This window comes from Pseudomonas sp. GGS8, assembly GCF_024168645.1.
Classification (GTDB): Bacteria; Pseudomonadota; Gammaproteobacteria; order Pseudomonadales; family Pseudomonadaceae; genus Aquipseudomonas.
In genome coordinates this window covers 5990124-6003610 of the sequence record NZ_JALJWF010000001.1, presented here as the reverse complement: position 1 = coordinate 6003610, position 13487 = coordinate 5990124, and the positions used below count along the sequence as shown (strand labels likewise).

Annotated in this window: 10 protein-coding genes and 2 pseudogenes; 7 read left to right on the top strand and 5 right to left on the bottom strand. The window is 58.8% G+C overall.

Features of this window, described 5'->3' with window-relative positions; translation table 11 throughout:
- Positions 1 to 97: 97 nt before the first annotated feature.
- On the bottom strand, positions 98 to 721 hold the full coding sequence (locus tag J3D54_RS26670) for a glutathione S-transferase family protein (RefSeq protein ID WP_253424902.1): 624 nt from the start codon (positions 719 to 721) through the stop codon (positions 98 to 100).
- Positions 722 to 804: 83 nt separating this feature from the next.
- On the opposite strand from J3D54_RS26670, the gene J3D54_RS26665 reads away from it, so the two are divergent.
- The 5 genes and pseudogenes from J3D54_RS26665 to J3D54_RS26645 all read left to right on the top strand — a co-directional run bounded on the left by J3D54_RS26665 (position 805) and on the right by J3D54_RS26645 (position 6245).
- Positions 805 to 1665 carry an AraC family transcriptional regulator gene (locus tag J3D54_RS26665; protein ID WP_253424899.1) on the top strand — a complete coding sequence of 287 codons (861 nt, stop codon included), beginning with the start codon at positions 805 to 807 and terminating at the stop codon, positions 1663 to 1665.
- Between the two features lie 442 nt (positions 1666 to 2107).
- The gene (locus J3D54_RS26660) at positions 2108 to 3043 is read left to right on the top strand and encodes a hypothetical protein (protein WP_253424897.1); all 936 of its coding nucleotides are present in this window, start codon (positions 2108 to 2110) and stop codon (positions 3041 to 3043) included.
- Between the two features lie 33 nt (positions 3044 to 3076).
- A complete protein-coding gene (locus J3D54_RS26655) occupies positions 3077 to 3562 on the top strand; it encodes a GNAT family N-acetyltransferase (RefSeq protein WP_253424894.1) in 486 nt (161 codons plus the stop codon).
- Positions 3563 to 3653: 91 nt separating this feature from the next.
- A pseudogene (locus J3D54_RS26650) lies at positions 3654 to 5732 on the top strand (PAS domain S-box protein); the annotation flags it as partial.
- A gap of 168 nt (positions 5733 to 5900) precedes the next feature.
- Positions 5901 to 6245: a hypothetical protein gene (locus tag J3D54_RS26645; RefSeq protein WP_253424893.1), complete on the top strand. Its 345-nt coding sequence runs from the start codon at positions 5901 to 5903 to the stop codon at positions 6243 to 6245.
- A 130-nt stretch (positions 6246 to 6375) separates the two neighbouring features.
- Here J3D54_RS26645 and J3D54_RS26640 read toward each other — a convergent pair whose 3' ends face one another.
- Positions 6376 to 6708 carry a hypothetical protein gene (locus tag J3D54_RS26640; protein ID WP_253424890.1) on the bottom strand — a complete coding sequence of 111 codons (333 nt, stop codon included), beginning with the start codon at positions 6706 to 6708 and terminating at the stop codon, positions 6376 to 6378.
- Between the two features lie 260 nt (positions 6709 to 6968).
- Here J3D54_RS26640 and J3D54_RS26635 point away from each other — a divergent pair.
- Positions 6969 to 7254: pseudogene (locus J3D54_RS26635) on the top strand (integrase); the annotation flags it as partial.
- Between the two features lie 21 nt (positions 7255 to 7275).
- Positions 7276 to 7821 (top strand): C1 family peptidase, encoded by a 546-nt coding sequence (locus tag J3D54_RS26630; protein ID WP_253426786.1) that lies wholly within the window; start codon positions 7276 to 7278, stop codon positions 7819 to 7821.
- Positions 7822 to 8782: 961 nt separating this feature from the next.
- On the opposite strand, the gene J3D54_RS26625 is transcribed toward J3D54_RS26630, so the two are convergent.
- From J3D54_RS26625 to J3D54_RS26615, 3 genes are read right to left on the bottom strand one after another with little or no spacing between them, the layout of a single operon-like run.
- Positions 8783 to 11866: a MexW/MexI family multidrug efflux RND transporter permease subunit gene (locus tag J3D54_RS26625; protein ID WP_253424887.1), complete on the bottom strand. Its 3084-nt coding sequence runs from the start codon at positions 11864 to 11866 to the stop codon at positions 8783 to 8785.
- Positions 11863 to 13014, bottom strand: coding sequence for an efflux RND transporter periplasmic adaptor subunit (locus J3D54_RS26620; protein ID WP_253424884.1), 1152 nt, complete (start codon positions 13012 to 13014; stop codon positions 11863 to 11865). The genes J3D54_RS26625 and J3D54_RS26620 overlap by 4 nt, the downstream gene beginning before the upstream one ends.
- A 23-nt stretch (positions 13015 to 13037) precedes the next feature.
- Positions 13038 to 13451, bottom strand: a complete 414-nt coding sequence (locus J3D54_RS26615; RefSeq protein WP_253424880.1) for a VOC family protein — start codon at positions 13449 to 13451, stop codon at positions 13038 to 13040.
- Between the last annotated feature and the right edge of the window lie 36 nt (positions 13452 to 13487).

Below are 13487 nucleotides of genomic sequence, written 5' to 3'. Positions count from 1 at the left end.
AAAGCAACGCCCGACAAACAGAAAAGCTCCACGGGCTTTTCTGTTGCCGCGATCTCTACATTTATTAGGTCAGAAACATCCGTGCTCAGGCTGAGCCTTACACTTCTTCAGCCGCTTTTTTCAGCCACTGTTGAACCGGCCCGTAAGCCACAACCTGATCCACATACTTTTGCAGTGCTGGCGGCACGCAAATTCCATAACGGCGGAAGCGGAACACTACGGGCGCGAACATCGCGTCCACGATGCCGAACTGGCCGCACAGGAATGCGCTGGATTGGCTCGCCGCCAGCAGCCCTTCCCAGATGGAAAAAATCCTGTCGATCTCTTCCTTGGTTTCTACCGTCAACGCACCAGCATCGTCGCCAGCGCCCAGGCCAAACGCCATTTGTGTGCGCAGATGGGTAAAGCCGGAATGCATTTCAGCAGCGGCGGAACGCGCCAATGCCCTTAGACGCGTATCTCGGGGCCACAGGTTGCCATCGGGGTAGGCCTCGGCAATGTACTCACTGATGGCCAGGCTATCGTTGATCACAACATTGTCTAACAACAGCGTCGGGACTTTCCCTGAAGGTGAGTATTCGCTGATTTGGCGATGGGTGTCAGGCTGTTCCAGCTTGATCTGTACCGTATCGAATGCAGCATCAGCGGTCACCATTACCAACCACGCACGTAGTGACCAGGAAGACTTTTTGAAGTCCCCTATAACCAGTTTTGCCGTCATATTCTTCCCTAGCGCATGTTATGAAACAGGTGCTAACTTTACGGTCGTATCTTTCAGTCGTATTGCACAAAACTGGACAAGTCATGGAAAAGACAGAAGGCCTGAAAGACCCTCTTTATGAAAAGGATTTCGTGCGTTTCTGGCGTATCCCTGAAGGCGACTGCGAGCTATTGTCGGCGCGGTACACCACCCAATCTTTTGGTCGGCACTCGCACGACCGTTATGCAGTGGGGGTGATAAGCGCAGGGGTTGAAAAACTGTTCTACCGCGGCGGCTATGCCTTGGGCGGGGTAGGCAGCGTTGTCACTATCACGCCTGGTGAGATACATGACGGCCTACCTGGACACGACAATGGCTGGATGTACAGCATGCTCTACCTGGACCCAGACTGGGTTAATCGCTCGGTGTTTCAAGGGCGCGTGGCCAGCGATCACGTACATCTTTTTCAAGAAGCACTCAGCTCAAACCCAGCCTTTGCCCGGGACTTTCTTCAGCAGCATCAACTAATTGAACAGACGCCGCCTGGGCTACAGCGCGAGTCCATCTTGCTGGAACTGGTGTGTCAGGTATTCGAGCGCAGCGGTGCTCCCGCCTTGTCAGCCCTGCCATCAGAACAGCAGGCGGTAAAACAGATCAAACAGAAGTTGGAAGACGAGTTTGCCCAGGATATTCCCTTGGAGACCTTGGCACAGCTGGTTGATCTTGATCCGCTGTACCTCATTCGAGTTTTCAAGAAGCACGTTGGTGTTGCGCCCCACAGCTATCAAATACAGAAGCGCATCGCGCATGTGCAAAAACTTCTGCGCGCTGGCGCCAGCCTGACGGAGGCTGCATTTGCTTGTGGATTCTTCGATCAAAGCCACATGACACGGGCCTTCAAAAAAGTAGTCGGGGTTACCCCCGGAAGCTTTCGCAATAGCGGAGCGCTTCGAGAGAACACTTGAGCCACAGCCTCAGTGCTGAAAAATCGCGTGGTCCGTTAGACGCAGCCTTAAGGCAGCTGCGACCTCGATATGCTGTCTGAGCGGTAGAGGGGGCGTCTTGGACAGATATAGGTGCGAGCCTGCGCCCCTTCGTGACGGGCAGCAACCGGCCCAGGCTGTGTAAAAACGCAGGTCCTGTGTTGAAGTCTGCGTCGCTACGTAAAATCTGCCAGTGATTGGCAGTTCAGTGGACTTGAAATTTTCGCAGGAACGCGATTTTCGTTCCGATTCAGACCGTCAAACTTGCTCTAAAACGTTTTTACACAGCCTCGGCCAAAAGCGGTCACTCGAAGGTATGCATTTCATTCTTACGCCTTATTCTGCGTCGGACGTCACTGGATCTGAGTTGCAGGAATGACTCAAGTATCCGAAGAGCGATTACTTCAAGAGCATGATTTGATCCATGAGAGATGACCCCTACACACTGTCCATGCGCTTTCAGACACCCGCCTCTGACATTGCCCCACGCGAACAGGCGCCGATGCTCGCCCAGGAGCAAGCCTGGGCGCGGGAGCACGCGTCCAGGCATCGCTTCAGCTGGATCGAGGTGTTAGTGCCGCCGTTGTGCTTTGGCCCTGTTCTGCCGGGTATCGCGTTTTTACTGGGCCTGTTGCTCTATCGCTCGTTATTCGCCCCCGGCCTGGATATTGACCGGATCGTCGGAGCCTCCTTTGGCTGGCTTGCCCTCGCGACGCTGCTCTTCATGGCTGCCTGGGGGTTACACAACTTCTTGCGCGATGCCCACGACCCGACCAAACGCTACTGGCAGTCCATGCCGGACCAAGGGTTGGCGGAGCTTGAGCACCATAGCCTGGTATCTGGCACCAGCCTGTGGTCCTCCGGTTATGATCCGGACTGCAACACCCTCATGCAATGGACAAACGGCAAGCTTGAATGCGTGCAAGACAGCGGTGTGTCGCAATGGGTCCTGGCCAAGACTAATGAGGGCCACTGGCTGGTGCTCAAGGAAGAATATCCGGGCAGCTTCAACTATGGACGGGTTGGGAAAATGCCCACGCCGGACAAGCAAATGCAACCCTGCCAGGAACTGGCGATCGCCTTTGCCCCCGGCACCAACCTCCCTCTCGGCCGGCGTTTCGGCGGCGCGCCGATGCCATTGGTCGACACGCCGTATTGGGTGTCTGCCGATGAACTCAAGCGCCTTGTCGAGGTCGCCCATCACTGGACCTTTTTCCCCCCGGACCGCTACGCCGTGATCAATAACCAGGATGCCGAGTGGGTGCAACGGCTGGTGGACAGGGCGCAAGCCAGCGTCGGCCCCCGGACGAGACAGCCAGCAATCGGCCAAGAGCGGACGATGTCTCCCCCTTTTCTCTGATCACATGAGGCAGGCTTACAGCCAACAAGACCGATGATTGTTTCCATTAGAAATTTCTTTCCAGAAGACAAGCCGCTGGTCGATCAGGTAGTGCGTGATGCCTGGATAGAGCTGGCCACCGCCATGCCGGGGTGGAATGAGCTCGCTCCGCGACTCGGGGCGCTTACCGCCAATGCTGCTCTCAGCGAAGTACTTGTCGCAGAGCTGGACGGCGAAATAGTCGGCGCGGCCGGCTACGTCGGTCCAAACCAGCCCAAGCCCGACTTTTTTGCGCCCGAATGGCCGATGGTACGGTTGATGTCAGTTGTGCCAAAAGCACGGGGCCATGGCGTTGGCCAGGCTCTACTCGACGAATGCATCAACCGCGCGAAGCGCGATAGCACGACGTTAATCGCATTACATACAACCCCGATAATGGAAGCTGCGCAGCACTTATACCAGCGAGCCGGCTTCGGGGTGGTACGCAATCTGCCAGACATGTTTGGCGTGCCTTATGTGCTGATGACTCGACTGTTTTAACCAGTTGGAATAGTCACGAAGCAGGCAAAAACGGCACGCTGCAAGGTCCGCAAGAGTCGATTGCAGCCCTTCGCGACAGGCAGCAATCGGCCTGGCCCAGGTCTTCCTGCAACATATGGCGGGTATGCTCGGCATTTGCCGGGGCGTGCTTTACAGCCTGCGGGAAAGTGCTGACAGCTTGCAGCTGGTTGGCAGTTACGCCGCCGATCCGCAGCATCCACCTGCGCCGACTGTGGCCTTGGGCGCCGGTCTGCTTGGGCAGTGCGCGATAGATCGTGTGCCGCGTGAACTGCAAGGGCTGTTCGGCCGCTTGCATTCGCAGCTGGACGAGGTGTCGGCCAGCAATCTATTGCTGCAACCGATTCTGCGCGGTGAGCGCTTGCTCGGCGTGCTCGAACTGGCTGGCTACGAGACGCTTGGAGAGCGTGAGTCGTCGCTTCTGCAAGAGGCGTTGCCACGTTTGGCCGGTGCCATGGCTGTCATGGAGCGCAACCAAGCGGTGCAATCTCTGTTGATCGAGACCCGGCGCCAGGCCGACGAAATGGGTGAGCAGGCGTTGCGGCTGGAGCAGCAGTCGCAGGAGCTGGAGGCTCAGCAAAGCGCATTGCGCTCTACCGAGGCCTGGTATCGCGGGATCATTGAAGCGGCGCCGGACGGCATGCTAGTGATCGGTGCTGACGGCGCAATCCTGATGACCAACCCGCAATTGGACAATCTGTTCGGTTACGCCTCAGGGGAGCTGATTGGCGAAACCGTCGAACGCATGGTTCCCGACGCGGCTCGCGGGCGGCATGTGGCGTTGCGCGATGGCTTCATCGCTCACGGCAGCACTCGGCAGATGGGCGCGAACCTGGAGGACCTGCAGGGTGTGCGCAAGGACGGTAGCCTGTTCTCGGTGGAGATCGGCCTGTCGCACTTGCCGACCCTGGAGGGGCGGGGTACCTGCATCTGTGCTTCCGTGCGTGACGTCAGCGAGAGGCGCCAGTTGCAGGCGGCACTCAAGTCCAGAGAGACGCAACTGCGTGCCGTGCTGGACAGCAGTCCCGTGGCCATGCTGATCCGCGACGATGACGGCCGGCTCAGCTACTGCAACCCGGAGCTGGAAAACCTGTTCGGCATTGGCCGCGAGCAACTCGGCGAGGCGGACGAAAGCCGCTTTTGGTGCGATGCACAAGCGCGTGGGAGCTTCCTTGCTGCGACTACTGAGGGGGAGGTGCTGAATTTCGAGGCCAGTCTGCAACAGGTGGGAGGAAAACGTTTCGATGTGCTGCTCTCGGCGGTACCACTGACCCTTGGCGAGCGGCGCATCAGCGCCAGTTGGTATTACGACATCACCGACCGCGAGGCCGCCGAGGCAGAGGTACAGCGTGCCCGTGAAATGGCCGAAGAAGCGACGCGGGCCAAGAGCGAATTCCTTGCCAATATGAGTCATGAAATCCGCACCCCAATGAATGCCATTATCGGCATGAGCCACCTTGCACTGCGCACCGAATTGAACAATCGGCAACGCAACTACATCGAGAAGGTACATCGCTCGGCGGAGAATCTGTTGGGGATCATCAACGACATCCTCGACTTTTCCAAGATCGAGGCAGGCAGGATGGATCTGGAACTCATCCCCTTTCATCTGGAGGACGTACTGGAGAACTTCGCCGGCATGGTTGGCTTGAAGACCGAGGAAAAAGGCCTGGAGCTGCTTTACAAAACAGTAGCCGACTTGCCCACTGCATTGATTGGCGACCCTATGCGCCTGGGCCAGATCCTGGTGAACCTGGGCAATAACGCTGCCAAGTTCACCGAGCAGGGTGAAATCGTGGTGGGGGTGGAACACCAGGGTGGCGATGATGGCGAGGTGGAGCTGCATTTCTGGGTGCGCGACACCGGCATTGGCATGAGTGAAGAGCAGTGCCAGAGGATTTTCCAGTCCTTCAACCAGGCCGATAGTTCCACTACTCGTAAATACGGCGGGACCGGTCTCGGCCTGGCCATCTCCAAGCGTCTGGCGGAATTGATGGGTGGGCGCATCTGGGTGCAAAGCGTACTCGGCAGGGGTTCCACCTTTCACTTCTGCGTGAGTTTGGGCCTGCAGGCTTACGCACAACCGCGGCGCATGTTTAGCGCCGACGAGCTGCTCGGCATAAGCGGCTTAGAGAGCTTGAATCACTGCTGACCAAAAGCCAGTCCCGTTCCAGCATGTCGGGACAGGTACGCTGAACACTCTTGTACAGGCACTGCTGTCTTTCATCGCTGAGGTGAAAAAGGACAACGTGATTTTCGCTATGGAAGAGCCTGAGATAGCCTTGCCACGCATACGCAGCGCCGAATTGCGAAGTACCTGTTGGAAGAAACGACTCAGTGCTTTGTGACGTCGCATTCGCCATATGCGATTGAGCGATTTGATCCCTCGCAGATCATCATCTTGCGGCGCAATGGAGAGGCAAAGGTGGACTCGACGACCGTGGCATCCGGCACGACGCTGAAAGGCAAGATGTACAAGCGCCATGCGCGCCGTGGCCTGGCGGAGGCGAAGCATTGGTGCGGTCACGCGGCGACCGTCCTCCGTGACGATCAAGTATGGGGTTCGGACTGCACGCGCCTTCCGTTGTGCGAGCAGCCTCTCTATCAACTCGCCCAGGCCGTTAATCATCTCGCCAGCATCGAGCAAGATGCGGAGCTTTTTTGAGGTCTTACCCTGGGCCACCTGCGGCACACCTACCCTTCCCGACTGACTCACCCGAAGCGCCCAAATCTACTCACCAGTCTCGGTGTCGCGCCTTGCTAGGCGTTGCAGGGTATTGATAGAGATTCGGCTGCTAAGCAGAGAAGTACTTCAACCAATAGGCTTCCCGGCATTCACTGTTAAAGCTGACGTGGCAAGGACTAATTGTTTTATCGAGCGGCTGGCGGACGACCTCATAGCAAATCCAGCATTCGGCGCAGACTGCGTCACTGGGAAAATTATCCTGTTCCGCTAGCCGCTTGATGAGTGCGCCGTCATCAAAGGCATAGATTTTTTCCTCCGCGGTGACGGTGCATCCCTGGTCAAGCCAGGTTTCTTGATTTGAGTTTTCAAGATGCACGGTGCGAGGCGACCAAACTCCCAGGATGGCACTGACGTAGTTAACAAGGTGATCCAAATGAGCCATGGGCTTTATCCGCTGGTGGATTAGAGCGACTAACAAGAGTCCTAATTCGGCGCTGCGACTTTACTACAAGTCAGTAACCCGACAACTCTGCCTATCGTCACAGGCTGTGATCCAGCACTCTCGGTGGGCATGCTCTTGTTGGTGGCCTTGCACACGGCCAACAAATTGCCCGCATCGAAGGCCACCGCCACGGCGAGTGACGTCGCCATGTGCAGGCTGGAGCCGGTGGCATAGCCCTCACAAACCAGTACCGGTTCACCTGGCTCGGGTACTACTACGACGGGAGAGATGACCAAGGGAAGAGGAAAGAAATTCCGTTGGGTGGTGACTTGGATGTTGCCAAGGCGGAATGGGCAAAACTCGACTGCAAGCCAATTCCGCTAAAGAACACCCTGCTGGGAAAGGTTTTCGATCGATACGAGGCCGAAATCATTCCAGGGAAAAAGCCTAGAACCCAAAAGGACAACTTGCTTTCGCTGACACAGCTGCGGAAAGCATTCAGTGACGCACCGATAAAATGCAGTGACACCGTACGTACCGGCGCAGCAAGGCACCTGCAATACCTGTATGTTGTTTGCGACGGTCACGGTTGTGGAAACATTGCACTTCCTGAAGTACCACAGCCGCATCCAATTGGCTCCAGGGGTTATTCACACGTGCCTGCTGGGGCGCAGATGCATCGAAGGAGCGACCGCCGAGGAAGTACTCGAAGCTGCCGCCACGCACGGTATCGCGTATGGCTTTGCAGGTGACTATCCGTTTCCGAGCGCCCAGTGCGGCACTACCGTCAACCTATACGCAATCAGCCGCCGCGTGTGGCTCGCCGGTCCGAACGATGCAATGGCAATCCTTGCTAATCAAGGTCTGGTACTCGGCGATATGTGGATCGATCCAGCGTTCTTAACCCTCAAATCAGATGATATCTACAGGTTTCAGGATACACCTGATAAGCGACTCCACTCAGTCGCAGTGGTGGGGTACAACAGGGCTGAAGGCTACTGGATTATCTCTAACAGTCTCGGCACCGGCTGGTGTCAGGATGGCTTTGGGCGGGTGGCCTTTGGTTCGGGTGGACTGCTCGACGAACGCGGTGGATGGCAGGTCCTGATCTGATCAGGATCAATCGGCGCAGTCGCTGATTTTCGACTAGGCGTGAATACCTTTCGGGGCCTACGAATTTCAGAACGCCCCTCCTTTTGCTCGGTGGCCGTTCCTGGGTGAGAGTTGCCGATAGGGAAGGGTAGTTTTCGACCAGTTCTGTTGAAAAAGTCGGCCATGGATTCCACGGCTGAAAAGTACGCGTCTGAGATTGAAATCCGTGTTTTGAGCAGAAGGTTCAGGGCCCAGATTTAACGTGGCAGCGTGGGATATACCGGGCCCGAACATGTCGGCGCAGTGCATTCTGGAACTCCGGACATTGACTGGTCGCGGCATCGTGCGCCGCGTCCCAGGCGCTGAAAAAGACGTCAAGATCCCCAGGCTGCGGTCGGCAGTCTGTTTCAAACAGCGCATTTATTGTTTCGCGATTTCCTGGTTGCGCAGAATGAATCGCTGCAACTTGCCACTGGGATCCCGCGCAATGCCATCGTTAGATGAGCGATCGCGTGGATCAATAAAAACCCGGCAACTGGGTCAGAAACGCAGCAGCGCAAACATGCTGGCAGCTTTACGCCGCTATAACGTCAAAGTTCTCAAAAGGCTCGCGAGAGCCTACCAGCGCCTTAAAGTCGAATTTGCTACTGAATGGATTACGCTCATCAGTAACAGCACTCCACTCATGGCATGAGGTTAAAAAAAGCTCGCCCGATCAGATAATCAGACTTTCCGCTTTAACTCATCAATTTCCCTTCGAACAGCGCCTTTCCAAGGCGTTTTTCCGCATTACAGGCGCACCTCTCCTATGCCAGCAGCCGCTTTCGCATCCCCCAAATGTTCGACAGGGCAAAATTCCCGAACGGCGTGCACATCGCGCTGCAAGGGATACCGCGTTCGATTCTGGCTGAGTACGCCGATTCCCATCTCTGAACCGATGCACTGACTGAAACGGGCGCCCCTTAGGACGCCCGTTTTGCTTTTAAACTTGAGGCTTGAAGCTTGCGGTTGTTTTTTCTATCACTGCCCAATCAATCACCGGCTTATGCGCCCGTGACAGCAGCGTATACACCGACGGCAGCACGAACAAGGTGAACAGGGTGCCCACCAGCATCCCGATCACGATCACCAGACCCAGGCCGAAGCGACTGCTGGCGCCGGCGCCGGACGAGAACAGCATCGGCACCAGGCCGACCACCATCGCGGCGGTGGTCATCAGGATCGGGCGCAGGCGAATCCTCGCCGCGCGAATGATCGCCTGGGCCGGCGTGCAGCGGTACAGCAGCTGTAACTCGTTGGCGAACTCGACCATCAGGATCCCGTGTTTACTGATCAGTCCGATCAGCGTCACCAGACCAATCTGCGTGTAGATGTTGATCGTGGCCAAGCCCAGGGCCAGCGGGAGCAATGCGCCGCAGATCGACAGCGGCACCGTGATCAGGATGATCAGCGGGTCGGTCAGGCTTTCATACTGCGCGGCCAGCACCATGTAGATCACGATCAGCGCAAACAGGAACGTCAGCATCAACGCATTGCCTTCGTGAATGAACTGGCGCGAATCGGCCTGCCAGTCATGGCTGAAGCTGGCCGGCAGCTGTTGGCTGTGCTCCTGCAAGAATGACACCGCCTGGCCCAGGCTGACCCCCGGCGCCGGAATGCCCTGGAAGGTCGCGCTGTTCTGCTGGTTGAACTGCTTGAGCTTGTTCGGCTCGATCACGCCGTGCAGGCTGACCACGGTCGACAGCGGCACCTGCTGGCCGGCGTCGGTGTCGAGGTAGAAGGCATTCAGGTCCTGGGGCGTGAGGCGCCGCGACGCCTGGCTCTGGGGGATCACATCATAGGAACGGCCCTGCAGGGCGAAGCGGTTGGTGTAGTTTTCGCCGATCAACACCGCCAGGGTGCTGCCGATGTCTTGCATGCGGATCCCCAGGCTGTTGGCCTTGCTGCGGTCGATGCGCACCTGGGTCACCGGGTTGTTGAAGGCCAGGTCGCTGTCGACCACCGCAAACAGGCCGCTGGCCCGCGCCTGGGTCTTCAGCTCTTCCATGGCCTGGTACAACGAGCGGTAGTCCTCGGTGCTGCGGATCACCAGTTGTACCGGCAAACCGCCGGTCGAGGCGGGCAGTGGCGGCAACTGGAACACAAAGATCGAGTTGCCCTCCACCGCATCCACGCTCTGTTGCAGTTCGGCCTGGATACTCGCGGCGCTGCGTGAACGTTGCGACCACTCGCTGAAGTTGACCCCGGCAAAGCTGGCCGCCACCCCGTCGTTGCCATTGATGATCCAGGTACTGACGGCCTCCGGCAGTTGGCCGAGGATCTCGCTCAACTGATAGGCATAGCGCTCCACGTAATCCAGGTTGGCGTGTTGCGGTGACTTGATCGCCAGCAGCAGGTTGCCCTGATCCTCATTCGGCGCCAGTTCCTTGCTGGCATGCCCGTACAGCCAGGGCAGGCTGATCAGCACCAGTGCGCCCAGCAGCAGGATCAGCCCGCGCCTGCGCAACGAGCCGAGCAGCGCGCGCTGGTACAGGCGCGCTAGGCGCTGGAAGAAGCGCTCGGCCAGGCGGCTCATGCGCCCTTCGTGTTCCTGGCTGGGCAGCAGCTTGGCGCACATCACCGGGGTCAGGGTGAGGGCGATGACCCCGGAGACCAGCACCGCGCCGGCCAGGGTCAGGGCGAATTCCTTAAACAGCGCACCGGTCAGGCCGTTCATCAGGCCGATGGGCATATAGACGGCGGCCAGGGTGATAGTCATGGCGATTACCGGCGAGGCGATTTCCCGCGCGCCGAACAGCGCGGCTTGCAGGGCCGTGCGACCTTCCTTGAGGTGACGGTGGATGTTTTCCATCACCACGATGGCGTCATCCACCACCAGGCCGATGGCCAGCACCATCGCCAGCAGCGTCAGCAGGTTGATGCTGAATCCGAACAACGTCATCAGCCCCAAAGCGCCGAGCATCGACAGCGGGATGCTGACGATGGGGATGATCACGCTGCGCACCGAGCCCAGGCACAAGTAGATGATTACCACCACGATCAGGATCGCTTCGATCAGGGTCGCGATCACTTCGATGATCGACGCCTCGATAAAGTGCGCGGTCTCAAACGCCAGCGCCACCTTGACCCCCGGCGGCAGGGTTTTCTCGATGGCCGGCAGCAGGCGCTTGATATCGGCGACGATCAGCAGCGGGTTGCCCTTGGGCGTCGCATAAAGGCCCAGGTGCACCGCCGGCTTGGCATCCATCAGAGCGCTGGTTTCATAGGCGGCCGAGCCGAGCTCGACGGTGGCGATATCGCGCAGGCGCAGCAGGTGGTCGCCGTTGTTGCTGATGACCATGTTGCGAAATTCATCCAGACTGCTCAGGTCGGTGTTGACCTGGATCGAGGAGACCACGTACTGGCCCTTGATCTGCCCCGGCGCGGCCTGGAAGTTATTGTCGCGGATCGCCTGTTCGACCTGGGCCGCGCCGATGCCGTGGCCGGCCATGCGTTGCGGATCGAGCCACAGGCGCATGGCCAGGCGCTGGCCGCCAAAGGTCTCGACCTTGGCCACACCCTCGATGGTGGAAAACAACGGCTGCACCACGCGGCTGAGGTAATCGCTCAAGGCCGAAGCGCTGAGCGAATCACTGGAAAACCCCACATAGGCCACCGCCGTTGCGTCGCCGGCGGAGCGTTCGATCACTGGGTCGTAGGCCTGTTCCGGCAGGCGATATTTGACTTGGTTGACCTTGGCAATCACATCGCTCAGGGCCTTGGCCGAGTCCTGATTGAGGGCCATGCGCAAGGTGATCTGGCTGCGGCCCTGCACCGAGGTCGAGCTGACGTAGTCCACGCCTTCCACCGAGGCCAGGGACTGGTTGATCGGCTGGGTCACAAAGCCTTGCATCAGCTCGGCGGGGGCGCCGGGATAGTCAGTGGTGACGCTGATCACCGAGCTTTCCAGCAACGGGTACTGGCGCACGGGCAGGTCGAGGGAAGCCTTGAGGCCGGCCAGTACGATCAGCAGGCTGACCACCAGGGCCAGCACCGGGCGGCGCACGAAGAGGTCGGTGAATTTCACGGGTGCTCTCCGGCCATGCTCAGCCGCGCGGGCGTGTTGGTGTCGTTCAACACCGTGCGTTCGAGGGGTTCGATGGCGGCGCCGTCGCTGAGCTTGATCTGCCCGGAAATCACTACCTGTTCGCCCGGATTCAAACCCGAGTCGATCACTACCCGGCCATCCCGACGTTCGCCGGTCTTGACCAGCACCCGGCGTACAATCGGCGGGGTGTTGGCGTCTGGCGAGGGTTGCACCACAAACACATCTTCGCCGTAGGCGTTATAGGTGATCGCGGTTTCCGGCACGGTCAGCGTATTGCTCGGCAGCGGCTGGGGCAGGCGTACTTTGGCGAACATGCGCGGCAAGGCGCCGGGTGTCGGCGCTTGCAGTAGCGCCTGCACACTCAGGGTGCGCGCGCGATCGAGGAACGGGTCGATGCTGCTGATGCGCGCTGTGTAGCGTTGCCCCGGCAGGGCATCGAGCTGCACGTTCAGGCGGTTGCCGACCTTGAGTTGCGCCAGGGCTTGTTCCGGCACGCTGAAGTTGACGTACAAGCCCTGGTCGCCGACCAGGTTGATCAGGCTATCGCCCGGATTGACGTACTGCCCCAGGTGCACCTTGCGAATCCCCAGGGTACCGGCGAACGGGGCGCGGATGGTCAGTTGATCGATCTGCGCCTTGAGCTCCTGCAGGGCACCCTGAGCCGTGGTGTACTCGGTCTGGGCATTGTCGAAGGCTTCGTGGGAGATAGCGTTGACCTTGACCAGGCTGCGCGAGCGTTCCAGCTTGACCTTGGCATTTTCCAGCTCGCTTTGCAGGCGCATCAGGCTGCCGCGCTGCGGCGCATCGTTGAGCTTGACCAGCACTTGGTCGCGCTCGACACGCTGGCCGGATTCCACCGGCAACTGCACGACGCGCCCGCCGACTTCGGCGGGCACGCTCACCTGTTGCACCGCCTCCAGTTCGCCAATTGCCTCCAGGTAGCGGGTGAACGGTGCATCGCTGACCGGCGCAATCGCGACTTTTATCGGCGCCGGGGCGTAGGCGGCAACGGCCGGGTGGCTCCAGCGCCATAAGCCCCAGGCCAGGGCGAGCAACAGGAGCACGGCTATCAGCAACGCCACGGTGGTTCGGAAAACGGCACGTCCCGGAGTGCTTACGTGAGGCATAAGCTTCATTCCTTGAAGAGCAATCAGTAAATGGGCCAGCAGCCCGGTGTCAGCAGTTCGACGAGGTTCGCATCCGGGTCGCGGAAGTAAACGCTCGATCCGCCCTTGGGCCAGTGCGTACGTCCTTCGATGGCGATATTGGCCGCGTCCAGGCGCTGCTCCCAGGTCGGCAGGTCTTCGGCATCGATTGCAAAACAGATGTGGATGCGCCCGCTGGCGTCATGGGGCGGGATCTCACCCCCGCTCAAATATTTGGTGTGCACAGAGGCGCCCCGTTTGAACAGCAAGAGAGTATTCTGCTGGCCAACGTTGAACGCGACGAGCACGTTGCTCTCGACCATCGCCTCCAGTTGCAGGTGCTGGCTATAAAACGCTTTGGCGCGCTCAAGGTCATCCACATACAGCGCGGTCTCAATAATTCGTTTGATTTGAGGCATGGTTTGGTCCTTGTTGAAGGGTTGCTCCCTGAAATG

Bases quoted from the DNA above. Each gene is read 5' to 3' on its own strand.
- J3D54_RS26665 (WP_253424899.1), top strand. From the start codon at position 805: ATGGAAAAGACAGAAGGCCTGAAAGACCCTCTTTATGAAAAGGATTTC.
- J3D54_RS26620 (WP_253424884.1), bottom strand. From the start codon at position 13,014: ATGCCTCACGTAAGCACTCCGGGACGTGCCGTTTTCCGAACCACCGTG.
- J3D54_RS26640 (WP_253424890.1), bottom strand. From the start codon at position 6,708: ATGGCTCATTTGGATCACCTTGTTAACTACGTCAGTGCCATCCTGGGA.
- J3D54_RS26670 (WP_253424902.1), bottom strand. From the start codon at position 721: ATGACGGCAAAACTGGTTATAGGGGACTTCAAAAAGTCTTCCTGGTCA.
- J3D54_RS26630 (WP_253426786.1), top strand. From the start codon at position 7,276: ATGTTGTTTGCGACGGTCACGGTTGTGGAAACATTGCACTTCCTGAAG.
- J3D54_RS26655 (WP_253424894.1), top strand. From the start codon at position 3,077: ATGATTGTTTCCATTAGAAATTTCTTTCCAGAAGACAAGCCGCTGGTC.
- J3D54_RS26615 (WP_253424880.1), bottom strand. From the start codon at position 13,451: ATGCCTCAAATCAAACGAATTATTGAGACCGCGCTGTATGTGGATGAC.
- J3D54_RS26660 (WP_253424897.1), top strand. From the start codon at position 2,108: ATGAGAGATGACCCCTACACACTGTCCATGCGCTTTCAGACACCCGCC.